The following is a 26,490-nucleotide window of genomic DNA, read 5'->3' as shown; positions in this document are numbered from 1 at the left end:
ATAAATGATTAAATCTAATCAATCATTAAGGAATTTAAAAATTCAATAAAAATTTAACATAACACTTATTATTAGGCAGGGATAAACTTGTTTGATTCATTAAAGAAAAAATTTGCTGATGCAAGTGGAAAATTAAGGAATAAAGTCGAAGAAGAGGCTAAAGAAGAGAATAATGTAGAATTGATCGAGGAATCAAGCGAAGAAACTTTTGATGAGATTGAAGAATCTGACGAAGAGATCTTAGATGAAGAAGAAGTTTCTGAAGATGAGCCTTTAATTGAATCTGAAGAAGATGATTTTGAAGGTGAAGATGATATTTCCGAAGATGAATTGGATGAAATCTTAGACGCTACTTTAAAAGAAGAAGCAGAAGAGGAATCTGAAGAGGAAGAGAAAGAAGAAAGAGCTGGAAGGTTCCGTTCATTCTTCAATAGAGGTAAAAAAGATGATTCCAAAGAGGAAGCTGAAGAAGCTGCTGAAGAGGAAGTAGAAGAAGTAAAAGAAGCAGAAGATGAAGTTCCTGAAGAAGTGGAAGAATCTGTTGAAGAGGCTGATGAGGAATCAGTTGATGAGGAAGCTGAAGAAGAGAAAAAATCCAAACGTTCATTTTTCAGACGTGGTAAGAAAGATAAATCTGGTGATGAAGAAAAAGAAGAAAAATCAGGTGGTTTCTTATCATTCATTAAGGAAAAATCAATCTCTGAAGATGATGTGGAAGACATTCTCTTTGAATTGGAATTAGGCCTTTTGGAAGCGGATGTTGCAATGGATGTTTCAAGTGTTGTTGTCGAATCCGTTAAAAATGATCTTGTTGGTCAAAAAATCAAAAGAAGTAGTGATATTGAAGAGTACACCTACCAAGCACTTAAGAATGCAGTGGCTAAAATCATTGATGTTGAAGGAAAGTCAATGACTGAGCTTCTTGAAGAAAAGGTAGCTCAAGGCGAACCTCTTGTTGTAATGCTTGTAGGTATTAATGGTACTGGTAAGACAACCACTATCGGTAAATTATCCAATTACTACATTAAAAAAGGTTATACTCCAGTTATTGCTGCATCAGACACATTTAGGGCTGGAGCTATTGAACAGGTTCAATATCATGCAGATAACTTAGGCGTTAAGTTAATCAAGCATGAAAAGGGATCTGACCCTGCAGCTGTAGCATTTGATGCTGTTCAGCACGCTAAAGCTAAAGGAAAAGAGCTTGTATTGATCGATACTGCTGGAAGAATGCAAACAAACACCAACTTGATGGATGAAATGAAAAAGATCAGAAGGGTTTCAAAACCTGATTTGGTCGTATTTGTTGGTGATGCATTGACAGGTAACGATGCAACAGAACAAGCAAGAAAATTCAATGAAGCCATTGATATAGATGGTGTCATACTTACTAAAGCAGATGCAGATTCAAAAGGAGGAGCTGCACTTTCCGTTGGTTATATCATTAAAAAACCAATATTGTTCTTAGGTATGGGACAATCTTACGATGACATCAAGGAATATGATGCTGACTGGATGTTAGAACAAATATTTTCCTAAAAATATAAAAGGTTTTTAAAATCTTTTATTTTTTCTTTTTTTTATTTATTTTTCAATTCTTTAATTTTTTTATTCAAACAATACTTTTAACTTATTTTTTTCATTTAAAAATTTATTTGCTTGATTTTAATCCATTTTAAAGTACAATTTAAAGAATTATAAAGTTAAATTTATATATTAATTTTATAAATATATAATTAATAACTAAGTTATATAACTAAGTTAATACGTTAATCAATTAATTTTTTTGTTAATTGATGTTTATTCATTTATAATATTAATGAACGATTTTTAGTTTTTTTATAAAATGGTGTGATTATGGAAATGAATAGGAATTTAAAAATTGGATTGATAGTAGCTATTTCTGTAATAGCTCTTTTCGTATTATCATTGCTAATTACCAATGCACCAGCCGGAGAAGATAATGCAGTTCGTTTCGGAATCTTAACTCTCTTACCACCTCTCGTTGCTATTGCTTTAGCATTCATAACCAAAGAAACTATTTTGTCTTTGTTTATTGGGGTATTCGTTGGGGAATTTATGGTTTCTGTTAACGATTTAAATATTATCAGTTCCGCTATCAACGCATTTTTAGCAATGGGTAGTCAAATTATTTCATGTATGGCTGATCCATGGAATGCAGGTATTATCCTTCAATGTTTACTTATTGGTGGTATCATCCAATTGGTAACTAAGATGGGTGGTGCAAAAGCTTTAGCAGATGCATTTGCTAAACGTGCTGACACTCCTAGAAAAGCTCAATTATTCACTGAGCTCTTAGGTTTATGTGTTTTCTTCGACGATTACGCTAACTCTTTAATTGTAGGTCCTATTATGAGACCTGTTATGGACAAACTTCACGTATCCAGAGAAAAATTAGCATTTGTAGTAGACGCAACCGCAGCTCCTGTAGCAGGTATCGCTATTATTTCTACTTGGATTGGTTTAGAACTCAGTTTAATCACTCAAGGTTTCCAATCTATTGGAATGGAAGTAAGTGGATTTGGTATATTTTTACAAACCATTCCATTCAGATTCTATAACATTTTAATCTTGATTTTCATTGTTATTTCTGCACTTACTTACTATGAATTCGGACCAATGAAAAATGCAGAGAAAAAAGCTCGTGCTAGAAAAGAAGATGAGCCAGTCGAATCTCTTGAAGCAACCAGTTTTGACGATGTTAAACCAGTTGAAGGCATTAAATTATCCGTTTGGAATGCAATTATTCCTATTGGAGTATTAATTGTTGGTGCTCTTATTGCATTCTACTGGAGTGGATATACCACTATCTTAGGTGGGGAAGACAAAGCTTTAATCACTTTAATGCAAACATCTCCATTATCCTTCAGCGGTATATTTGAAGCATTATCCGCTTCTGATGCATCTGTAGCATTGTTCCAAGCAGCATTGCTTGCTTCTATTGTAGCTATTGTCATGGCGGTTCTCCAAAAGATCATGACCATCGAAGAAGCTATCAGTGAATGGGTAGGCGGTATGAAAACTATCGTTATCACTGGTGTAATCTTACTCCTTGCTTGGTCTTTAGGTGGAGTTATCGGTGACTTAGGTACTGCTGACTACTTGGTAGGTATCTTGGCAGGTACAATACCTGTATTTATCTTGCCAACTTTGATTTTCGTTTTAGGTGCTTTAATTTCCTTTGCAACAGGTACTTCCTATGGTACAATGAGTATTTTAATGCCATTAACCATCCCTCTTGCTTGGGCTGTAAACCCTGAAATGGGATTCGTAATCGTATGTACCAGTGGTGTATTGACTGGTGCTATCTTTGGTGACCACTGTTCACCAATTTCAGATACCACAATTCTTTCATCTATGGGTACAAGCTGTAATCACATTGATCACGTACGTACTCAGATATACTATGCAATGTTTGTTGCAATCATTGCTATCGTATTCGGTTACATCCCAGCAGGATTCGGTGTTCAATGGTACATTTCAATCCCTGTAGCTATTGTAGTAATGTACATTGGATTAAGAATTCTTGGTGAGAAAGTACCTTTTGAAGAAGCAGCTTAAATTATTTTTACTTAAATGGTTAAATCCATTTAAGTTTCCTTTTCTTTTTTTTATTTTTCATCCGTTTTCATACTTGATTATTGTATCATTTTTTTCAATACTTGGTTTTTTTAATTCTAATCATGACCTATTTTTATCCCAAATACTTAATTTTATTAACAAGTTTTATTTACTAGTTCCAATTAATATATTCTTATTAAACTTTGTTTATTATTATGTAGTGATTTTTATGGCAACTAGTGAAAAGTCTGTATGGGATAGCAATGTCTCTTTTATTTTGGCAATGATTGGATCTGCCGTTGGTTTAGGAAATATTTGGCGTTTTCCAAATGTTCTTTACTCTAATGGTGGAGGATCATTTATGATTCCTTATATCGTATCCTTGTTTATTTTAGGAATCTCATTTGTTTTGGTTGAATATGCAGTAGGATTTAGATTTAAAACTTCTTTATCAAAGATATTTTTCTCGATTAAAGCTAGATTGGAACCTATTGCCTGGTTTATTGTATTGGTAGTATTCCTGATTACCACCTATTATGTTTGTGTAGTGGGATGGGATTTAATCTATCTGGGCTTAAGCTTTGTTCAAGGATGGGGTGCAAATCCTGATGTGTTCTTCACAGTGGATGTTTTGCATGCCTCTGATTCACTTTCAGGCATCTTTACCATTGTTCCTTGGGTTTTACTGTCAGTATTTCTCATTTGGGCATTTGCATGGTTTATTGCTCAAAAGGATTTGAATGAGGGTATCGGTAAAGTAAGCAAAATATTATTGCCTATTCTAGTGATAATTGTCATAATCATTGTAGCGTTCTCATTGACTTTACCTGGTGCTTCAATAGGTTATAAACAGATATTCACTCCAAACTGGTCCGCATTGACTGATTTAAATGTTTGGCTGGCGGCATTCGGTCAAATTGTATTTTCCCTTAGTTTAGGGATGTCAATTGCCCTTACCTATGCAAGTTACCTTCCGGAATCTTCCAAATTAACAGATAATGCATTGATTGTTGCATTTTCCAATTCTGGATTTGAAATATTCAATGCAATAGGCATATTTTCAATATTAGGATTCATGACTTTTACAAGTGGAATTCCATTTAATGAATTGGTAACTGAAGGAACAGGCTTGGCGTTTGTTGTTTTCCCAAATGTATTCAATCTTATGGAACCTTGGTCAATGATTATTGGACCTTTGTTCTTTGCATGTATCTTATTTGCAGGAATTACTTCTGTAATGGCACTTCTTGAAGTGGTTTCCTTTGCAATCAGCGAAAAATTCGGATTTTCAAGAAGAAAATCTGCAACCTTAGTGTGCATTGTAGGATTCTGCATATCTTCCATTTTCGCTACTTCTGCAGGAAGTTACTTGCTTGGAATATTTGATGCATTCTTAAATAATTTCGCATTGCTCTTCGGTGTTTTGCTTGAATGTATAATCTTCGGATGGATTTATAACTTCGATAATCTTGTTGAAACATTGAATGCTCATTCAACTATTCAAATGGATCCATTCTGGCCAATTATCATTAAATATATCTTACCTATTTGTATATGGGGTCTATGGGCACAAGGGGTCTACAGCACAATTCTAACTGGAGATACAACAAGCCACATGATAATGCTTGCATTATCCGTTATTCTTTTCATTGTTCCAATAATATTCACCTTGTTGCCTGCTAAAAACGAAGATTATTACAAACCGATTGAAAAGGATTAACCCAGCTTCATGGACTTCAGTCCGTAGAATCTGGAACATAATCCTTTTATTTCTTTTTTTAATTTTTTTATATTCACTAGAATCCTTTTTTTATTTCTTTTTTTAATTTTCAATTCCATTCTAAATAAGAAACTTTTTTAAATAATTAATACTTTAATATATAATATAATAACTATCGAAAGAAATAAGATTCTAGTTATTTTATTATGAGATGAATTTTAAGAATATAGATAAGGATAAATCAATTGATGTGATATTAAATGGATGATGAAATTATAAAAAATGGATGGGATAGTTCAACTGGCTTTTTAATAGCTATGATTGGAGCAATCATTGGATTATCTGGAATTTGGAAATTTTCTTATCTCATGTATGAAAATGGTGGAGGAACATTCCTTATACCTTATATTTTAGCTATTGTAATCATGGCAATTCCTATTTTAGTATTGGAATTTGGGATAGGATTCAAGTTCAAATCAAGTTTGCCTAAGGTATTTTATAATATCAAATCCGAATTTGAGATCATTGCTTGGTTTATTGTGTTCCTGATTTTTGCAGTTCTGATTTATTTCACCTGCATAATGTCCTGGGATCTTATTTATGTAATTCTTAGTTTATTTAAGGGATGGGGCAGTAATCCTAGCGTTTTCTTTACAACCACCCTATTGCACAGCACCTCCAACCCATATGGATTGACTTATCTTGTGGTTCCTATTGGAGTGGCTTTGATAGCAGTATGGGGTTTCATCTATTTGTTTTCACGTAAGGAAATCAATAAGGGAATTCTGACCATCAGTAAAATATCATTAATATTATCATTCATATTGCTAATAGGTATGCTAATATTTGCAGTTCAATTGCCTGGCTCCCGTACTGGAATTATGGCATTGTTCAATCCAAATTGGTCAGTCCTTTTGGATTTAAATGTATGGATAGCTGCATTTGGCCAATTGGTATTCTCATATGGTTTAGGTTATGCCATAGCAAGCACTTATTCTTCCTACTTGGGAGAGAAAGCAAACCTAATTGACAATGCATGGATCATTGTCTTGGCAAGCTTAATATTTGAAGTCTTGGTTTCAGTTCTTTTATTTGCCCTTATGGGTTATATGGCATTAGGCAGGAATATTCCTATTACCAGTTTGGTCAGTGACGGATTTTCATTGATATTCGTCGTTTTCCCTAATGTATTCAATATTATGGATCCTTGGGTCTATATTGTGGCTCCGGCATTTTTCCTGCTTTTGTTTGTTGGAAGCTTAAGCACCATATTGGCTTTAATTGAACCATTGACCAATTCCATTTGTGAGAAATTTGCTTGGACTAGAGATAGGGCAATCAGACAGCTCGTATTGGTGGGCCTATTTGTTTCATTCATATTTGCAACAGGTATGGGAGAATACCTCTTAAGGATTGCTGATGCATTCATCACACAATTTGCAATTGTCTTAGGAGTCTTGCTTGAAATAATTGTTTTAGGTTGGGTTTATGATATTGAGGATATCCGTTCAATCCTAAATGACAATTCCCATATTAAGGTAGATAAATCCTGGATAATCACAATCAGATTTATCGTTCCTATCATATTGGCTATTCTTTGGATTATAGGAGTATACAATTTGATTCTTGCTGGCGATAGGCAAAGCTTGCTTGTTCAATCAGTCATCGCTTCCATATTTGTCATTGTTCCATTAGTTCTAACCATCCTTCCATATGAAGGGGATTATTCCCTTGATTTATCCAGAGGCGGTGGAGTAAACTACTTCAAGGAAAAGGAATATGTTGACAAGACAATTGATGATTACGCTGATGAGGAAGAGAATCCAAATCCATTGTTTGATAAGAACGGGTCTTTTGTAAGCCCATACAAATCCTTGAGGAACAGATTCAAAAAGTCTGAAGAAGAGGAAGATGCCATTGATGATATGGTGGAAGAGGACAATTCCAAATCCAGAAGGTTAAACAGATTCGGCAAATCCAAATCCAAGTCTGGCAAGAATGTGCTGAAAAATGTGGATATGTCATCTGAAGAGTTTGACTCTCCATTTGATGATGATTATGATTCTAAGTATAATGATGCTTACGAGGAAGATTCTAGTTCCAAAGGGCAATCACAAAGGAATGGTAAAAAGAAATCAAAATCATTGTTTGATAAAATAAACATGTTCAGTAAAGACAAGGAAGATAACGATAACTTAAACGATGATTTCGATGAGGAAATAACTTTTGATGATGATTTCGATGATTTGGACTATATAACTCCTATTAAAGATGATGAAGCATCCAATAATCAAAGAAACCATACCTTCAAAAGCTCAAGGGATGCAGAGATTTTTGATAATTTGGATGATTATGTTGAAAAACCTAAGCCAAAACCTAAAAAATCAGCATCTAAAAAACCTAAAGCCAAAGCGAAAGCCAAATCAAGTTCCAAAAAGGCAAAGGTTGAAGAACCTGCTGAAGAGGAATATGAAGATTTCACTGATGACTTCTTTGATGATGGCGTATTTGGCGATGAAGGATATGAATCCCTTTTGGATGATTATGAAAAGCCTAAATCAAAATCTAAAAGATCTTCTAAAAGACAGTCAGAAGAAGAATACACTGTTTATGATTATGAAAGAAAAGGAGCAGATTCTGTTTTTAATTTAGATGATGATTAAATCAAACTTTTAGAAAAAGTTTGATAAAACTTTTCTTTTTTAGACAATTAATTTTTATTTTCTATTTTCTATTTTTATTTCATATGTTTAATTTCATATTTTTTCATTTTCTATTTTAATTATCCATCTTTCTATTTTTTTTATAAATATGCAGAAATTCCATTTGTTTTTTTCATGCTTTTTAGTAATAATATATATAAAGATAAAAACATAATTAATATTAATAAAAGGTGTATTTTATGGATAAAAAAATAGCTATTTTAATAGTTGCTGTATTTTGTTTACTTTGCATAGGTTCCTATATGCTTTTTGAACCAGGAAGAAATGTCACTTATCATCAAATGAATCTAACAAATTCCTGTTCTGCACAAGTTCCAGTAACTGATAAAATATCCGAATATACAGATAATTTGGATATTCATTACTACTGTGATTATGATTACGGCCTTAACATTACAAGTTTCAACAATGCCTCTCCAGTTACAGGGTCTCAAGGAATGCTTAGGTTCCAAAAGATCAAAGCAGAAACTTTAGGTACTGATGAGATAAGTGATGGCAATTTCACTTGCTATAAAAACAATAAGTTGGGGACTTATACAGTATTTGTTGAAGATCCAAAATCAAATAATTTCATTCTAATGTCTTCAAAGGATAAGACAATCTTGCAAAAAGTTTATGATAGTTTAGAGGCAAGGATTCTTGTTGACGATAATGAGCTTCAACAGATGTATGCTGAAAATTCCACTAATAATAGTTCATCCCACTATTATTAATTTTTAATTTTTTAATTTACTATTTTTAATTTCTTTTAATTTTTTCAATGTGATAATATGAATACTGCAGAAGCATTAATAGGATTGCTTGAACAGGATGGTGTTAAACATATTTTCGGGCACCCTGGAGAACAGATACTTCCTTTTTATAAGGCTTTAAAGGATTCTTCAATTGAGCATATTCTCACAAGACATGAACAGGGGGCTGTTCATGCTGCAGATGCTTATGCTCGCTCATCAGGCAATTATGGAATGTGCATTTCAACTGCAGGGCCAGGTGCAATGAATCTGGTTATGGGTCTAGCAACAGCCTTTAAGGATTCTGTACCTCTCCTTGTAATCACTGGAGACAATGACTATTCCAGAAAGGATGAGGACATATTCCAAAACTCTCCAATCAATGATGTTTTTGAGAATATAACTGTTGCAAGCTTCCATCCATCTTCTGCTGAATCAGCTATTTTTAATTTAATTGAATCTTTAATCATGCTTCACAAGTGTCCTAAGGGACCTGTTCACATCAATCTATCCAAAGATGTCCTTATGGAAGAAGTGAATATTGAAGGCATCTCATTGGAAAAATTGATTGATTCATCAAAAACCCCTATTTTTGATGATGTTTCATCTGATTTGGATTGTTTCAATGAAAGAATTTCCAATCGTGATGATCTTTATGAACTGGTGAATATTTTTGATGATCAATTCAATTATTTTGATGGGAAATTAGTGTTTATTGATGATTTTTCAAAAAATGTCATGGCTAATGTAGATAACAGTATCAACTTAGCTATTGATAAACTTAAGAGTTCACGAAAACCATTAATCGTTGTAGGAAATGGTATAGTTTGGGGGAAAGCTATCGAAAAATTAAACGCTATTGTAAGTAAAACATGGGTACCTATCGCTACAACTTTTCACTCTAAGGGAGTCATCAGTGAAGATGATAAATTGAACCTTGGAATTGTCGGTTTGAGAGGAACTTCCATAGCAAACTATGCATATGAAAACTCTGATTGCATTTTGGTTTTAGGTGCAAGATTATCTGAGAGAACCATTGCAGCCTGTGATTTTAATGAGGTCAAAGATAAAATAATGCATGTAAACATTGATGAGGATTGCCTTAAGGGCAACATCAATATCTGTATGGATGCATCAGACCTTTTGGACTTATTATTGGATGAGTTTGAATCTAAAGAGTATAAGGATAAGGACTTCATATTGTATCAGGATTGGATCAATGAGATATATTCCCATCATGAGCCATTGATTGTTGATGGAATTGAAGAATCCGAAGAGAATTACACTCCATTAAGGCCTCCTTATGCAATCAATAAAATCGTCAATGCATTCAAGGGCAGCTATTTCCTTTCCGATGCAGGCACTCACACAACTTGGACAACATTGCTTTCCAGCAACGACAAGTTTGGAAAGCTCCTGTTTTCAGGAGGATTCGGGCCTATGGGTTATGGTTTGCCTGGGGCTATTGGTGTAGCTGTTGCTCATCCAGACAGTCAAGTTGTGGTCATATGCGGTGATGGTGATATTCAGATGGTCATTCAGGAATTGGCTACAATTCGTGAATATGATTTGAATGTCAATGTTTTCATTATAGATAACTCACAATTGGGAATCATTAGACAATGGGAAGAGACAGTTTATGATATGGACAAGTATCAAATAGATTTGTCAAATCCTGATTTTGTAAAATTAGCTGAAGCTTATGGAATTGAGTCTATGAAAGTGGAATCCAGAGAAGATCTCGAATTGGCTATTGACAAAGCATTTGGTTCCAGTCATGCATTTTTAGCTGATGTTTGTGTATGTGAAGAGAATATTCCTTTGCCTAAATAAAACATTTTTATTTTTATGATTTATTTTTTATTTTTTATTTTTTAGTCATTTTTCTCTTTCAAGAATTCTTCTAATAGCCTGTTTTTATTTTTTTCAATGAATGAATCATATTTTTCATCGATTGATTCAATTTCATAATCTAATTCAGAATTGCTTTTAGTTTCCAATAGATAAGCTATTGGTTCAATGTCTAGGTGGGATATTGAATTTTCGCCAGTTTCATTTTTCCTCAATTTTTTTAGCTTATCCATTTTGGTTCTGGATGGATTAATGTCAATTGAAATGATGTCCACTTTGAAAATGAAGTATATCTTATCATCAAATATAGGAACAGCTTCGCTAAATTCGTAAAATGTTTCTTTTTTAAAGCTATTCATTATCTTTCTTCCATCCATTTAAATCACTTGATCGTTTTTAGTCTTTCATTATTTATTTTTATTTTCTTCATTATCTTTAGATTTTATTTTGCCTATAAAGTTCTTTTATCAGTTCTCTAATGTTCTCTTTAGTTAATAATGCTAAAGTATAAATCAGTAAGATAAGAATATTTATCTTTAATTCTACTTTTCCTTCAAAATCGGTTATCACTTTATCAAATCTAGGTTCCACAATTAGTTGTGTTGATTTGGAACCGTTTACAATAGCACCTATTGACCAGATCCAGCTTGCTATTTTTACAGTAGTTGCATGGTCGCTAAGACCAATTATGAGATTTCCTTCAAGTTTCTTTATATCGATTGCTTTTAGAATATTGTTCAAGAAGTCTTTAAGCTCCTCTTTGGATTTTATTAGCTCTTTTAAGATGGGTTTAATCTCTTCATATTTTTCTTTCAAACCTTTTTCATCTTCTTCATCTTCTTCAGATTCAGATTCATCTTCAGTTTCTTCGCAATCTTCCTCTTCTTCAGATTTGATGATATCGATTAGTTCTTTAGTGCCTTTTCTTGTAAAAATAGCTATTTTCAGTATAGTTACTTTAAATTCATATTTAACTATGCCTTTTTCTTTTGTAGCGATTAAAAATAGTCGTATGCCGTTGTATAAAATTATTAAAAATATGATGATTAAGGCGATTAATATAATTAAAAAAAGATTAAAGTTCATTGGTATCGCCTTTTCATATTTATTTTTAGTTTTAGTTTAGTTCTTTAGTTTTATTTTAGTCTTATTATCTTTATTTTATAGATGAGTAATTTACTTATTCATCATCTATTTCAATATCTAATTCTTCTTCCACTTCGTCAACTATGTCTTCAACTTTTTCATTTATTTCCCCATCTTGGATTTCAACTTCAGTGACATCATCAACATTTATGTACTCGTCATCTTTCCCTTTTGATGGGATGACATCTTTTAGGATATCAGTTAAAATCAATCCTAATTCGTTTAAACCTTTGTTAGCATTACTTCCTTTTGATAAATTTATGGTTCTGATTCCTTCTGCGCCAGTGCTTCCTTTTGATACGACGACCATAGTTACAGGTTCAACACTTACACCTGCACCAGTTGCAGCTATTTCTTGTTCTGCTTTTTGTTTTCCTATTCCAAATCCTACTGCTGCTTTGGTTACTGGAATCAATATTTTGTCTTCGCTTTCAATTGGTTCTCCAATATAGTTGCTTATGTGAATAAGTTTTCTTAATTCTTCTACAGTTGTTTTAATTGGTGCTTCTTCAATCATTTTTTAGCTCCTCATTTTTCTTAAATCTTTTATCAAAATCTATGGATTATTAAGTTAGTTAACATATATTATATATTTTATTTTGATATAATTTTTACTATTTGCATAGTTGATATGTTAAAAATACATTCCATATGTAAAAATTATATTACATCATATATAAATGTTTCTAAGTTTGGGTTAAATTTTGAAATTGGTGAAAAAATAAGAAAATAGGATTAATTGGTTAAAAAATAGAATTATGAAAAATCAAAAGTAAAAAAATTAAAAAAAGAAAAGAAGAAAAAAATAAGAAATAGAATTAGATGTAGTGATCAGCAAGAGCTGCTACACCTGCACCTGCATCGTCTACTAAACCTAATCCTTTTAAGGTTAATCCTAATGCAGTAAAGGTAATAGCTAATTCTTGGTAATTGATTACACCCATATGTCCAATTCTTATGATGTTTCCTTTAAGGTGGTCTTGTCCACCAGCTAATTGAACTTTATATTTGTTTAACATGGTTCCTCTGATGTCATCATCAGTTACACCTTCAGGGATGTTTACTGCAGTTACAGTTGCAGAGGATACAGCTTCATCAGGGAATAATTCAAGACCTAAAGCTTTAACAGCATCTCTTGATGCAGCTGCTGCTTGGTGGTGTCTTGCTACACTGTTTTCAAGTCCTTCTTCATGAATGACTTCAAGTGCTGCTTTTAATCCGTAGATTAATGAAACTGATGGGGTATAAGGAGTTTGAGCAGGAGTTTTGTTACCGTTTGCTCTGTATTTAGGCATGTTCAAGTAGTAGTTGTTAGGTTCTACTTTTTCACATGCTGCCCATGCATCATCATTGAAGGTAATAGCTGCAAGGCCAGGTGGTGCAGCGAGACATTTTTGAGATCCGGTTACACAAGCGTCAATGTGGAATTTGTCTACATCAACATAGTCTCCACCTAAGGAAGATACAGTATCTACAATGAATAATGCATCGTAGTTTTTAACTACTTCCCCTACTTCTTTAATAGGTGCAGCTACACCAGTGGAGGTTTCGTTGTGAACCATGGTTACTGCTTTTATGTCTTCATCTGCTTCTAAAGCTTCTTGGACTTGGTCAGGGGTTACAGCAGTTCCCCATTCAACATTTAAAGGTACTGATTCAATTCCATGATAGTTTGCGATTTCTGCAAATCTTTCTCCGAATTTTCCTCCGATAACATTTAATACTTTGTCTCCTCTGTTAACAAGGTTGGAAAGAGCTGCTTCCATTGCAGAAGTTCCTGAACCAGTAAGGATGTAAGAATCATTTTTAGTTTGGAAAGTTTTAGACATTAACTGAGTAGTTTCAGTATAGATTTCTCCGAATTCGTCTCCTCTGTGGTTTACAACTGCTTTTCCCATTGCTTGCAATACTCTTGGGTCTGCGGTTGTTGGACCAGGGAGCATTAATAATATTTCGTTCATTTGGTCTCCTCCATTATATAATAAGAATTATGAGCTTGAGTGGATAATTTTTAATTGTTTTTTTCTAGATTTATTATTATTTTAAAGTTATAATAATATGTCAAGCCATATATAATCTTTCTTTTTAATAGTTTTTAAATATTTTGTCGGCACTTTATTTTCTTTTCTTTATTTAGTTAATTATGGGAATTTTTATTAATGATTTCATAAAGATTAATATTAGAGGTTTTCTTATGAGTTTTAGAACAAAAAGGGTGTTGATGTCCACTCCACTTATTGCGATATTCGAGTTTTTCCTAATGAAATACTTGTTTCTATTGTTTGGTGGTTTGGATACAGTTCATCTGATTTTATTGACTCTTCTTTTTGTTTTATTGAATACAGTGCCTATGTTTTTTGAGGAGAAAAAATCAAGATTAATTACAAGAACCTTAGATGAGATATCCGGTTTTTGGATTTGGATGTCATTGTTTTTCTTCTTTGATATTCTGTTCATTTACATTATCGGATCCTTTGTGGAACTTCCATTTTATATTGTAGTTGCACTTCTTCTATTGGTTCCTGTTATAACAGTCTATAGCTATTGGCATGCTCATAAGATGATTGTCCATGAGAAAACCATTGAATTGGACAATATTAATCAAGAGATAAACATCCTTCACTTATCTGATGTTCATTATGGGTCAATTAGGCATAAAAAGCATATATTGGACTTAGCGAGTAAAATTAAGGAAATAGAAGGAAAGTGCGATTTGGCCATCATTTCAGGAGACCTTGCTGATGGGTCATGTGTAGTTGAAGAGGATGTTTTCTTGCCATTGAAAGATATTAATGTCCCTATCATTTTCACTCCAGGCAATCATGATTTTTATCCAGGGATTGAAAATGTCTATAAAGCATGCAAAAAGGCAGGAATCATCATATTGGATAATAAAGGAATGGAATTTAAGGATTTGAATATCTTTGGTCTCACATATAGTTTCGATGAAATAGAAACTGTAAGCATTGAGGAATTGTTGTCTTTTGTCCGTGAGGATAAGGTCAATGTCATGAATTACCACGTTCCCCAAAATTGGGAAGAATTTTCAAGTTTGGGATTTGATATTCAGTTATCTGGACATACTCATGGAGGACAGTTCTATCCAGTTGTTTGGATTGGAAATATGATTATGTATAATATGGGTTTATTTAAGAAGAATATTGGTGGAAAAGATAGATATTTGCATGTTACAACTGGTGTCGGTTCCATGGATTATCCATTTAGATGGGGAACTGACAGTGAACTTGTTATTTTAAAATTAAGGCCTAAAAATTAATTGTTTGTATAAGTTTGATTTTTTATAATCTGTCTGTTTTAAGGATTATTTATGTGATAAAATGAATAAAAGAATTGTAAAAAGAAATGGAGATGAATTGTTTCCACTTGGACTTGGGGCAATGAGGCTTGCCACAAAGAATAATTCAATTGATAAGGAAGTGTCAAAGGAATACATTCTATATGCAATTGAAAATGGAGTGAATTACATTGATACCGCCTATGCCTACCATGGTGGAGAAAGTGAAACATTTTTAGGTGATATTTTAAGTCTCACAGACTCTGAAGGAGTCAAATACAGAGACAGAGTCAAATTATCAACTAAACTCCCTTCTTGGATGGTAAGGTCCAGAGAGGATATGGATGCCTTTTTAAATGAGCAGTTAAGAAAGCTTAAAACAGATGTGATAGACTATTACTTCATTCATAATGTTGATTTTTCAAGTGTATTGAGACTTAAGGATTTAGGTTTATATGAGTTCTTGGAAAAGGCAAGAGCTGATGGAAGAATCAAGAATATCGGATTTTCCTATCATGGTTCCCCTAATGAGTTCAATGATTTGATTGATGACTTTGATTGGGATATGGTTCTTGTCCAGTACAATTATTCAGATGTCAATGCTCAGGCAGGTATTCGTGGAATTCAATATGCCTATGAAAAGGACATTGCAGTATTTGTTATGGAACCTTTGAAAGGAGGTATCCTTGCAGGTGAATTGCCTGAAAAGGTTCAAAACTTATTTGATAGTGTTGATTCAAATAGGTCTGCTGTTGACTGGGCTTTAAGTTGGATCTTGAATCAAAAGGAGATTACCTGTATCTTGTCAGGTATGGGTTCACTTGATCAGATTAAAGAGAATATGGCCATTGCAAGCAGGGTTGAAATCGATTCATTGTCTGAAGAGGAGATGGATGTATTAAAGCAGGCTCAGGATATTTTCGACTCAATGATGAAAATCAATTGTACCGGTTGCGGCTATTGTCTTCCTTGTCCTAAAGGTGTAAACATCCCAGATTGCTTTAAGATTTACAATGAAAAATACTTATTCAATAAGAAAGGAATTGGGCCTATTTCCAATGCCATGATGAATTATTATATGGTTGTTGGCGGAGTAGCCAACAAGCAGGCAAGTGCGGGTTTATGCAATCATTGTGGAAGATGCAAGAGATTATGTCCACAGTCCCTTGACATTCCAAATGAATTGGATACTGTAAAATCAGAGTTTGAACTCTTTGGATTCAATTATCAGATTAAATTTGTCAAAAAGATTGCAATGCCTTCCATTAATAGAATTTCTAAGGTTTTTGACTTCTTTAAGAATTCTTAATTTTTTTTTTATTGTGATTAAATTAAAAAGTTTTAAGAATTTATAAGTATTATTAAAGATAAAGTACTAATTAAGAAAAATTTTTAAAGAATATTTAATGACAAATAGAGGTTCTTTCATGAAAAACATTTTAATATCTAATGATGATGGCGTTCTTGGTCCAGGTATCTTAGCTACCAAACAGGCACTTGAAGACTTTGCCAATGTTACTGTTGTAGCTCCCCAAGAGAACAACAGTGCTGTAGGTCGTAAGGTCAATATCATGAAGCATATGTATTTGGACAAGTATGAACTGGCTGATGGCAGCATGGCTTATGGATTGTCTGGAACTCCAGCGGATTCTGTCAATGTAGGTGTTAATTATGTTTGTGATGAAAAGCCTGATTTAGTTGTAACTGGAATCAATCCTGGAATCAATATCAGCAGACTGCAGATCACCACTTCTGGAACCGTTTGTGCAGCTCTTGAAGCAGTTGGCCTTGGAGTGCCTGCAATTGCATGCTCTCTCTTTTTGGATGATGATTGCTTCAAGCAGGATGAAGAGGGTAACTGGTATGTTGATACAGATTACAGCTTTGCTCAAGAGATTCTTGCCAAAGTGGTTAAAAAGGTATTGGATGAAGGACTTCCGGAAGGAGTTGACTTATTCAATTTGAATATTCCATCAAAGCCATTGTCAGATAAGATTAAGATAACAACTCTTGCAGAAAAAATGCTTGATTTTAACATTCTTGAGAGGGTTGATGATGATGGAAATGACACAGTGATGAATGTTCCTCAATTGGTTGAAGATTATGAAGAGGGAACTGACGGTTACTGCTTATTGGTTGAAAGAAGACCTAGCTTGACTCCTTTAAGTGTCAATTTCACTGCTAAAGCTATTGATTTAGAGGAGTGGGAGTTTTAGATTTTAAGATTTGCTTTTGTTGCTCAATTTACGTTTAATTTTTTTATTTATTCAATTTATTAAAGGTGTAAAAATGGACATTAATGAATGGGAAGGATGGTATAAGGAAATCCTTGAAACTTTTGGATTTCCAAGAGAAGGTGATGAGAAAACTGCAGATTTATTGGATAAGATTCTTGATGAGAAAGGTTGTCTCACCATTGATGAATTCTATGATGAAATCATGGAGAAGAAAGACACTTCAAAATTCATTGTTTTCGGTGCAGGTCCTTCCATAAAGAAACATATCAATTATGTAAAGGAAAATTATGATTTGAATGATTATCTTCTTGTTTCTGCAGATGGTGCAACCACTGCAATGCTTGAAGAGGATCTTGTTCCAGACATTGTAGCAACTGACTTGGATGGAAAGATGTCTGACTTGTTGACTGCAAATTCCTTAGGGTCCTATTTTGTCATTCATGCCCATGGAAACAATGAGGAGCTTATTGACACTTGGACAACCAGTTTTGATAAGATTCTTGGAACAACACAATCCGTGCCTGTAGGTAATTTATACAACTTCGGCGGATTTACTGATGGTGATAGGGCAATGTTTTTCACCCTTGCATTAGGATGTGAGGAAATGATTCTTGCAGGAATGGATTTTGGAACAACAGTCACCAAATATTCAAGACCTAACATTGAAAATGAAACAGGTCCTGCAGATGAAATCAAAACCAAAAAGTTGATCTTTGCAGAAAGATTGCTTGCTTGGATTAAGGAAAATACTGATGTAGAAGTGATTAATTTGGTTGATGTTGTCAAATAATCCTTTTTCTTACTTTCTTTTTTTTAGTAAAAACAGCAGTTAAAAAGATTTTAAAATTAATAATTTAAAAAAAGCTTTTTAAAATTCAAGTTAAGAATTCCATTGGAATTCCTAACATTAAATTTTTCCCAACATATAAAAAGGAGTTTGAGAACTCTTTATTTTCTATTATGTTTTCATATTATATAAAATTTTAGTGAAGGAAAAAACTTGCCCAATTTAAAAATATTTAAAAACTGCACTTTTTTGCATTCGACCACTATTTAGAGTTTGAATTACTTCTTAACTATCATGATGATGATTTTGAGTAATTCCAGAATATAGTATAAAATTTCTTTTTTACTAATATCCATACTCATTCCTCCTTTTTTGATATGTTGGGATATTTTTATGCAGGCAAGAAAAACCTTCAATTTGGTATTTATTTTTATTATAAATAAATGTGGTAGTTTTTTTAGGTTAAAAATTATTGTAAAATTGTTATTTTGCTTTAATGTTGTTCTATTTCTCTTATTTTATTATAATATTGCTTTCATATCGTAATTATTTAATTTTTTTATTTAAATTGTGCTCCTTTTTTACTATTTTTATAATTCTATGGGATTTTTAATTGAAATTTGTATGTCATTATTCAAAATTAAAGAACTTTTTTATATAAGTAAACATATAATAAACTATATGGCAATAGAAGATATTTTAATGGGAGATGAAACATTATTCCAAAACATAAATGCATTCAATCCTGATTATATGCCTGAAAACTTTAATTTCAGGGATACTCAAATGGAAGGAATGGCTATGTGCATCAGGCCAGCCATTCAAGGGGGTCGCCCTACCAATTCAGTTATTATGGGATCATGTGCTACAGGGAAAACAACAGCACTTAAAAAGGTTTTTGAATTTGTGGAAAGAACTTCCGATAAAGTCGTTTGCTGTTATATTAATTGTCAATTGCACACTACTCGTTTTGGAATCTTTTCTCAAATTCATAAAAAATTATTTGGTCATCAACCTCCAGAGACTGGAGTTCCTTTTTCAAGAGTATATGAAAAAGTCATGAAATATCTTGCAAGTGAAAATAAGGCATTGGTTGTTGCTTTTGATGATGTCAATTACTTGTTCCAAACTCAACATGCCAATAAAATATTTTATGATATCTTAAGAGCTTATGAGGAATTTGAAGGAGTAAGAACAGGTATTTTTGCAATCCTTTCAGATTTGGAATTCAGATATGCACTTGATAAGAATGTAAACACGGTATTCATTCCTCAAGACATCACATTCCAACCGTACACATATTCTGAAATATTCAGCATTCTCTCTGACAGAGCTAAAGCAGGATTTTATCCTGGTGTAATCTCAGATGAGGTTATTGAAGAGATTGCTAACCATACCATTGAAGTTGGAGACTTAAGGGTTGGAATTGACCTTCTTAGGGTATGCGGTAATATTGCAGAGGCTAATGCAAGTAGAACAATCACTCTTGAACATGTGGAAGAGGCAGTGGCCAAACAAGGATCCATTCATCTGATGGAGACCATCAATTCCTTGAATGACATTGAAAGGACTTTGCTTAAGGCAGTTGTTGAAAGCGATGAAATCTTGACTGCTGGTGCGTTGTCCAAACAGTTTAAGGAAGAGGCAAATGTAAGTTATGCAACATTTAACAGAACCCTTGAAAAGCTTGAATTCTTAAGATTGGTTGATACTAAATTCACTGGAAAAGGAGTTAGGGGTAATTCAAGGGAGATTATCTTAAGATTTGATAAAGAGGATATTAAACGTTGCAACCTATAACCCAAACTTTTACTCGCCTTTGGCTCGTAAAAGTTTGATCAAAACTTTTTTTCATTCTATTTTTATTCAAATATTTTTATAATTTTTTTTTAATTTTTTCTAAAATAAGCAATTTTTATAATTTTTAAAAGGACAAAATTACAAATCTAAAATGGCTCTAAGCTTAAAGATGCCATCATCTTCTTTTACGCACATCTTATGAAAAGTGACGGCTTTGACTTCAGATTTGTGGGTGTGAACATTCCAATCTATTTCCTCACCATATGCAGAACAAGTCAATTTATAATTTTCAAGAGTGGTGGATTTCTTATCCGCTATTTTTTCAATCTTCACTTTAAAATCAGAGAAGAACAGGAACTCTGTATCCTGTAGGAAGAGAAGCTCTTCCAAGTAATCATATAAAAGGGAAACCAAATCCTCTGAAACTATTTCAAATTCTTCCATTTCCTCTTTTTTTACCTTATTTATGTCTGTTATTACATTAAACATAGCTAATCCTGCATTTTCATATGCCTCTTCCAATGAATTGCCGTAGGCATAAAATCCAATGTCTGCAGTAACATCAAAATATTCATATTTCTTTGATTTTGATTCGTCGTTTTCCATAGCTATGCACCAATTATTAAGTTCACTATTCTCATTTTCAATTGAAAATAGTCTCATTATCAATTAAATATTTAATTTTAATATTATATAAACTGCTTGAAAATTAGAAAAGAGATATTCTCAAAACTTAAATCATATCCCATATGATACACTTGAAATCGAACCCCCCATTACTTTTCAAATGCTCTCTTTCTCTTTTTTTATATATGCTTTTCAACTTACTATTAGTACAGAGAGAAAAACATGAGAAAATTTAAATTTAAAATGAGGTGAAAAAAAATGATAAAACATAATAATCCTACTTGTGACTTAAGAAGAAAAACCAGTATTGTAGATCCTATGACTTTCCACAACCTTAGAATCGATTTTAAAGATTGCATGGTAATATTTGTAGTTCTTACAGTATTACTTTTATCTATTTTAGCTGTTAGCGCAGCTCCCGGCCCAGAAATGATGAGCTGGGTATAATTAAACAAAACCAAACCCATTGTTTATTAAAGGATGTAACCATATAAGATAAAAATTGCTAAAGATTTATGAATATTATCGTGCAATTTTTTTTTAAAAACATCTCATAAATGTTTAGATTTTTGTAAATTACATATTGTGTTTGCATCCTTTAATCAATGTGTTTTCAAATTCAGATTTTTTTAATTCTCAATTTATCATTTTTTAAACACTAAAAGCTCAATCACCATATTTGATCCTTTACACCATACATCAATCTTTACTTTTTTTAATTTCTTTCATTGTCTCAAATTTCAACAATTAATTTTAAATGTTTAATAAAACATAGATTATAATACTATATTAAATTTATAATTTAATTTATGATTTAATCAATTTTATAAAAATTTATTTTAATTTTACTATCCGTGATAATTATGTCAATCAGAGAAAGTCTTGAAAAGGTAAGAGATAACGTATGGGAACTCCCAAGCAGTTATAAAAAGGAAATGAGAGTTCCTGGAAGAATGTATCTTGATGATGAAGCTGTTCAAACCATTGAAGAGGGAGCTCTTGAACAGGTAGCTAATGTTGCATGCATGCCAGGTATTCAAGGTGCATCCATCGCTATGCCGGATATTCACTTTGGATACGGTTTCAGCATTGGTGGTGTAGGAGCTTTTAATTATAATAATGGAGTCGTAAGTCCTGGAGGAGTAGGTTTTGATATTAACTGTGGAGTCAGAATGCTCAGAACAAACTTGACTGAAGATGAAATCAAGCCAAAACTTAAGGAACTTACTGAAGTTTTATTCAAAAACATTCCATCAGGTGTAGGAAGTAAAGGTCAAATAAGACTTAAGGATAATGAAATCAATGAAGTCTTGGACTATGGTGCTTGGTGGGCTGTAGAACGTGGATTCGGTTGGGAAGATGACCTTAAATTCTTGGAAGAAAACGGTAGGATGAAGGAAGCTGAATCTGCAATTGTAAGTGATAAGGCTAAAAAAAGAGGAATTCCTCAATTAGGTTCATTAGGTTCTGGAAACCACTTCTTGGAAGTTCAAAAAATTGAAGAAATCTATGATGAGACTGTAGCAAAGGCATTTGGCCTTGAAGCAGGATCAATAGCAATCATGATTCACAGTGGTTCAAGAGGATGCGGACACCAAATCTGTTCTGATTACTTGAGAAAAATGGATAAGGCTTATAGAAACTATAAGATTAATATTCCTGATAGGCAATTGGCTTGTGCACCTATTGATTCCAAAGAGGCACAAGGCTACTTGAAGGCTATGGCTGCTGGTGCTAACTATGCATGGGCAAATCGTCAAATGATGTCCCATTGGGTTAGAGAATCCTTTGAAGAGGTATTCTCCCGCAGTGCTGATGATATGGATATGGGCATAATCTATGATGTTGCACATAACATTGCTAAAAAGGAAGTTCATAAGGTGAAAGGTTCCCATATGGAAGTTCTTGTTCACAGAAAAGGAGCTACCCGTGCATTCGGTCCTGGAAGACGTGAAATTCCTAAGGAATATCGTTCTGTAGGTCAACCTGTATTGATTCCTGGAACTATGGGTACAGCATCTTACATCTTGCATGGTACCGATGTTGCTATGGAAGAAACCTTCGGTTCAACTGCTCACGGTGCAGGAAGAGTCTTGTCAAGAACTGCAGCTAAAAAACAATTCACTGCAGAAGGAATTGAGAAGGAATTGAATGCAAAAGGAATTCATGTAAAAGCAAATTCCGCTCCAGTTTTAGCTGAAGAGGCACCTGGTGCATACAAGAATGTCGATTCAGTTGTCAAAACATCTCACGATGCAGGAATTGCTAAATTAGTAGCTAAAGTTGTTCCTTTAGCAGTTACAAAAGGATAATATTTTATCCTTAACTTTTTTTTATTTTAAACTAAGTTATTTATTAAAATAATTTATATTAAAATGATTTATATTAAAATAATAAATTTAATTTATTAAAATATTGATTATTTTTCATTTTTATTGAGGTTATTGTATGATTGGAATTATTGGCGGTAGTGGAGTAGAGGAAATAAGTGAATTGGCAGATGCAACCGAAACCAAAGTTGTTGAGACTGAATATGGCTCTGTTGAGGTTTCCCTTTTAAGCATTGGGGATAAGACAGTTGCTTTCATACCAAGACATTCTAAAGGTCACACTTGCCCTCCACATAAGATCAATTTTAAGGCAAACATTATGGCATTGAAGGAGATAGGTGTTAATCAGATCATGGCTACAAATGCTGTAGGGTCTCTTGACATTGATATTGGTCCCGGATCCATTGTTCTGCCAGATGACTTTTTGGATTTCACTGTAAATAGGGATAGGACTTTCTATGATAATGAGGTTATCCATATTGACATGACAGAACCTTTCTGCAACAGATTAAGAGGAGCTATTTTAGCAAATTCCGACTGTGTGAATGGGCCTGTAGTTGATGGAGGCACAATTGTCTGTACAGAAGGGCCAAGATTTGAAACTCCTGCTGAGATTAAAATGTTTGGCATACTTGGAGGGTCAATTGTTGGTATGACCACATTGCCTGAAGCGGTTCTTGCAAGGGAAAAAGAGATGTGTTACGCTTCTATAGCAGTTGTTTCCAATTATTCAACTTCAATTTCTCCGACTAAATTAAATACAGAAGAAGTTCTTGAGATAATGGCTCAAAAGAAAGAGGAATTGATTGAGTTATTGTTTAATACAATTAATGAATTACCTACAGATTATTATTGTGATTGTCAACATGTTTTAGATGATGCACATATGTAACTCAAACTTTTACTCGTTTCGTTTGCAAAAGTTTGATCAAAATAGTTCAATTTTCTAATTTTTATAGAATATTTGCTTTTTTTATTTTTTATTTTCCTTTTTTTTTAAATATTGTGCTTTTCTATTTTCTAATTTTTAATAAAACATTTTTATAAAAATCAAAACCTTTATATGTAACCAAGTTTATATGATTGGTACCCATCAACCACATAATCGAAATTTAACATAAACACGCCAAACACGTTTTATAGATTTTATGCGAGGGGGCATTTAATCTATAAAAGGTTATGTTGTTGATTAACACCAATAAATTATCATTATTTTATCACCTCCTTTGTTTTTTGTTTGTTCATAATATCATTTCATTTGTTGCTTTCGGTTTTCACCTTTTTTTTTGTGATAATTTATTGGTAGGGTATCATTTGGAGGGTTAGATAAGTTCAAGAGAGCTTATCTATCTGGAGGGATGTTTAATTTGTCAACTTGAGTTTTTAAATTTTAGTTTAATTTATCCTATTTTTTTTTCTGATTTTTGATTCAATTCCCTATTTTTTATTAATTTTCATTATTTCAACTGAAATTTCAGCTTTTTTATAAAAATCAGAAATCTTTATATGTAACCAAGTTTATACACTTGTTACCATCAACCACATAATCTAAAATTTTCAAACCACCTTTGAAAATGGATTTAATTAAGGGGTATAAATCCATGATTATGTCGTTGATCTGCACCAATAAATTATCACACAGGAAATCATCATAGTAAATCACTCCTTATTTCGTTTGTTCATAATATCTAGTCATGTTTTTCATCCTTTGTTTTGTTTCGGATTTCATCAGGTGTGTAATTTATTGGTGTTTTAATGAACTTGGCAGGGTCTTATCAATAAGTTCAAGGGGGCTTCTTGATAAGAGGGAGGGAATGTTCATTATTGCCGTATTTTGCTGTCGAACTTTTTTTATTTTGAGGTATTTTTTATGAATGATTTTGGTTTAGTGCAATTGATTTGGATTAAGAGATTGGTAAGTGAGACAACTAGAATAAATACTTTAATTGAATGCAATAGATTATCTAAAAAAGATTTAAACAGGTATAAATCTGTCATTTCAGCTATTGATGACTTTTGTGCATTTGTAATTAACTCCCAAAACTGGAGAGATATCAAAAATATTTCAAGCATTGTTGATGAAGTTGAAATGGTCTTGTTCCAACATTTCTATGAACAGATAGATGCTTTTGAAGATGAAAAAGTTGATTTGGATTTATCCAACAGTGATGAAGTGAACCTTAGATTCGAAAATCCTCTTCTTGATGATATGACCTTTTCTGTAATTGATGATGAAACATACAGCAACATCGATATGATTGAGGATATTGGGGAAGAACCTTTCAACGGTCCAATTTTAGAAGGAAATGTCTTTGAAGTTCCTGAAGAAATAGTTTTTGAATTGGACAATGATGAGTCTCTGGAAAAAATATTCAATATGAAAGATGGCGATTCCATGGAAATATCTTTGGAAGATTTTATAAAATTAATCAGTCAAAATCAGGATGATCTCTCCTTTACATTGAATCCTGAAGTATGCGGTGATGATTACACTGAAGGTGAAGAAGTTTCATTTGAGGAATTTGTTTCCAATCTTATATCTAATAATTCCAAAACTTCTGGATTTGACCTAATTGATGATGAAGATTTCTTTTAATCATCAAATCATCATTCTTATTTTATTTTAATATTTCTCTAGCTATTTTTAGCTAGTTCTAACATTTTTTATCATTTTCTATTTTAGTATTCTATTCTTAAGTTTTTTCACTATTTTATATTTCAGCATTCTATTCTTAAGTTTTTTATCTATTCTTATTTTTCCTCATATCGCTAATAAAGATGTCTTCTATTTTCACATCAAATTTATGGGCTATCTTGAAGGCAAGTTCAAGTGATGGGTTGTACTTGTCATTTTCAATAGCTACTATGGTCTGTCTGCTGACTCCCAATTCATTGGCCAATTCTTCTTGTGTGATATTTTCGATGGCTCTGTAAATTCTTAAATTGTTCCTCATCTTCAATTCTCCTTTCCTTATCTTTGGACATATGTAATTTTTATATTTTTTTATATTTTTTATGTAAAGTTATCTTAACTTATTGTATAAATATATGTACTTAATGTTAAATATTATTTACTATTATTAGGTATTTATATAGTATTATGAATATATATTCAAAATGTAATTTTATTAAGTTTAAAAAAATAAGGTGGTTATTATATGGAAAAAGCTTTAACTTTAAAATACACTTGTAAAGATTGCGGATTCACTTGGATTACTTTAAATGGTGAACACTCAATCTGTCCTAAATGTCACAGTGAAAATATTGAATTCTTAGAGGAAGTAAAAGATCTAGATATCGATGCAATTCTTGCTCACAATAAAAGGAGAGGTGGATGTTGCGGTTCTGCACGTGGAAAAGGCCCTTTAACTTGTGGCAAACCAATGCCAGACCATGCAAATCCTAATATCAAACATCATAACCATGATAAAAAAACTTGTTGCGGTTATAATGAATAATTAATATTTTTTTCCTCAAATTTTTATATCTCTCCTTTTATTTTTTTTAAATTTCATGAAATCATATTTCATTTTCATGAAGATTTTTCAACTTTTTTTTTTAATCTATTCACTTTCTGATTCATATTTATTCTAATTTTCTTATTTTTTTAAGTTTTTCTAATTTAAATAATAAACTATTTATTATAAAGATAATATAAATT

The 26,490-nt window shown here is 32.5% G+C and carries 22 protein-coding genes; 16 read left to right on the top strand and 6 right to left on the bottom strand.

Translation table 11 applies throughout. From position 1 onward, the window contains the following. Positions 1–87 precede the first annotated feature (87 nt). The 6 genes from ftsY (at position 88) to ACKI67_RS04830 (ending at position 10,589) form a co-directional block, all read left to right on the top strand. A complete protein-coding gene (gene ftsY, locus ACKI67_RS04855; protein WP_407462283.1) occupies positions 88–1,539 on the top strand; it encodes a signal recognition particle-docking protein FtsY in 1,452 nt (483 codons plus the stop codon). 318 nt (positions 1,540–1,857) lie between these two features. Next, a complete protein-coding gene (locus ACKI67_RS04850; RefSeq protein WP_407462281.1) occupies positions 1,858–3,582 on the top strand; it encodes a Na+/H+ antiporter NhaC family protein in 1,725 nt (574 codons plus the stop codon). A 229-nt stretch (positions 3,583–3,811) separates the two neighbouring features. Further along, a complete protein-coding gene (locus tag ACKI67_RS04845; RefSeq protein ID WP_407462280.1) occupies positions 3,812–5,302 on the top strand; it encodes a sodium-dependent transporter in 1,491 nt (496 codons plus the stop codon). Between the two features lie 260 nt (positions 5,303–5,562). Beyond that, complete coding sequence (locus tag ACKI67_RS04840; protein WP_407462279.1) at positions 5,563–7,965, top strand: sodium-dependent transporter; 2,403 nt, start codon at positions 5,563–5,565, stop codon at positions 7,963–7,965. Positions 7,966–8,204: 239 nt separating this feature from the next. Next, the gene (locus tag ACKI67_RS04835) at positions 8,205–8,738 is read left to right on the top strand and encodes a hypothetical protein (RefSeq protein WP_407462278.1); all 534 of its coding nucleotides are present in this window, start codon (positions 8,205–8,207) and stop codon (positions 8,736–8,738) included. Positions 8,739–8,795: 57 nt separating this feature from the next. Beyond that, a complete protein-coding gene (locus tag ACKI67_RS04830; RefSeq protein WP_407462277.1) occupies positions 8,796–10,589 on the top strand; it encodes a thiamine pyrophosphate-binding protein in 1,794 nt (597 codons plus the stop codon). 41 nt (positions 10,590–10,630) lie between these two features. Here ACKI67_RS04830 and ACKI67_RS04825 read toward each other — a convergent pair whose 3' ends face one another. From ACKI67_RS04825 to ACKI67_RS04810, 4 genes are all read right to left on the bottom strand, one after another. Further along, the gene (locus tag ACKI67_RS04825; RefSeq protein ID WP_407462276.1) at positions 10,631–10,984 is read right to left on the bottom strand and encodes a hypothetical protein; all 354 of its coding nucleotides are present in this window, start codon (positions 10,982–10,984) and stop codon (positions 10,631–10,633) included. Between the two features lie 58 nt (positions 10,985–11,042). Further along, entirely contained in the window at positions 11,043–11,693 is a 651-nt protein-coding gene (locus ACKI67_RS04820) for a hypothetical protein (protein ID WP_407462275.1), read from the bottom strand. A 94-nt stretch (positions 11,694–11,787) separates the two neighbouring features. Then, complete coding sequence (locus ACKI67_RS04815; protein WP_407462274.1) at positions 11,788–12,270, bottom strand: GerW family sporulation protein; 483 nt, start codon at positions 12,268–12,270, stop codon at positions 11,788–11,790. Between the two features lie 301 nt (positions 12,271–12,571). After that, entirely contained in the window at positions 12,572–13,714 is a 1,143-nt protein-coding gene (locus ACKI67_RS04810) for a pyridoxal-phosphate-dependent aminotransferase family protein (RefSeq protein ID WP_407462273.1), read from the bottom strand. A 233-nt stretch (positions 13,715–13,947) separates the two neighbouring features. On the opposite strand from ACKI67_RS04810, the gene ACKI67_RS04805 reads away from it, so the two are divergent. The 5 genes from ACKI67_RS04805 to ACKI67_RS04785 all read left to right on the top strand — a co-directional run bounded on the left by ACKI67_RS04805 (position 13,948) and on the right by ACKI67_RS04785 (position 19,872). Beyond that, positions 13,948–15,030: a metallophosphoesterase gene (locus ACKI67_RS04805; protein ID WP_407462272.1), complete on the top strand. Its 1,083-nt coding sequence runs from the start codon at positions 13,948–13,950 to the stop codon at positions 15,028–15,030. 61 nt (positions 15,031–15,091) lie between these two features. Then, on the top strand, positions 15,092–16,357 hold the full coding sequence (locus tag ACKI67_RS04800) for an aldo/keto reductase (protein ID WP_407462271.1): 1,266 nt from the start codon (positions 15,092–15,094) through the stop codon (positions 16,355–16,357). A gap of 118 nt (positions 16,358–16,475) precedes the next feature. After that, positions 16,476–17,264: a 5'/3'-nucleotidase SurE gene (surE, locus tag ACKI67_RS04795; protein WP_407462270.1), complete on the top strand. Its 789-nt coding sequence runs from the start codon at positions 16,476–16,478 to the stop codon at positions 17,262–17,264. Positions 17,265–17,337: 73 nt separating this feature from the next. Then, positions 17,338–18,075, top strand: a complete 738-nt coding sequence (locus ACKI67_RS04790; protein ID WP_407462269.1) for a 6-hydroxymethylpterin diphosphokinase MptE-like protein — start codon at positions 17,338–17,340, stop codon at positions 18,073–18,075. 678 nt (positions 18,076–18,753) lie between these two features. Then, a complete protein-coding gene (locus tag ACKI67_RS04785) occupies positions 18,754–19,872 on the top strand; it encodes an ORC1-type DNA replication protein (RefSeq protein WP_407462268.1) in 1,119 nt (372 codons plus the stop codon). Between the two features lie 138 nt (positions 19,873–20,010). Here the strand turns inward: ACKI67_RS04785 and ACKI67_RS04780 are convergent, their stop codons facing one another. Then, positions 20,011–20,478 (bottom strand): archease, encoded by a 468-nt coding sequence (locus ACKI67_RS04780; RefSeq protein ID WP_407462267.1) that lies wholly within the window; start codon positions 20,476–20,478, stop codon positions 20,011–20,013. Positions 20,479–20,757: 279 nt separating this feature from the next. Here ACKI67_RS04780 and ACKI67_RS04775 point away from each other — a divergent pair, with 279 nt between their 5' ends. From ACKI67_RS04775 to ACKI67_RS04760, 4 genes are all read left to right on the top strand, one after another. Continuing rightward, positions 20,758–20,946, top strand: a complete 189-nt coding sequence (locus ACKI67_RS04775) for a hypothetical protein (RefSeq protein WP_407462266.1) — start codon at positions 20,758–20,760, stop codon at positions 20,944–20,946. A 416-nt stretch (positions 20,947–21,362) separates the two neighbouring features. Further along, positions 21,363–22,811, top strand: coding sequence for an RtcB family protein (locus tag ACKI67_RS04770; RefSeq protein ID WP_407462265.1), 1,449 nt, complete (start codon positions 21,363–21,365; stop codon positions 22,809–22,811). A 136-nt stretch (positions 22,812–22,947) separates the two neighbouring features. Further along, a complete protein-coding gene (gene mtnP, locus ACKI67_RS04765) occupies positions 22,948–23,721 on the top strand; it encodes an S-methyl-5'-thioadenosine phosphorylase (protein WP_407462264.1) in 774 nt (257 codons plus the stop codon). 978 nt (positions 23,722–24,699) lie between these two features. Next, complete coding sequence (locus ACKI67_RS04760) at positions 24,700–25,425, top strand: hypothetical protein (protein WP_407462263.1); 726 nt, start codon at positions 24,700–24,702, stop codon at positions 25,423–25,425. Positions 25,426–25,570: 145 nt separating this feature from the next. Here ACKI67_RS04760 and ACKI67_RS04755 read toward each other — a convergent pair whose 3' ends face one another. Continuing rightward, a complete protein-coding gene (locus ACKI67_RS04755) occupies positions 25,571–25,783 on the bottom strand; it encodes a helix-turn-helix transcriptional regulator (protein WP_407462262.1) in 213 nt (70 codons plus the stop codon). A gap of 204 nt (positions 25,784–25,987) precedes the next feature. Between ACKI67_RS04755 and ACKI67_RS04750 the strand changes: the two genes are divergently transcribed. Continuing rightward, entirely contained in the window at positions 25,988–26,287 is a 300-nt protein-coding gene (locus tag ACKI67_RS04750) for a DNA-binding protein (protein WP_407462260.1), read from the top strand. Positions 26,288–26,490 lie beyond the last annotated feature (203 nt).

Origin of the sequence: Methanobrevibacter sp. (genome assembly GCF_045577275.1) — an archaeon.
Lineage (GTDB): Archaea > Methanobacteriota > Methanobacteria > Methanobacteriales > Methanobacteriaceae > Methanobrevibacter.
Note: the sequence above shows the minus strand (reverse complement) of the source record. Positions and strands in the feature narration are given on the sequence as shown.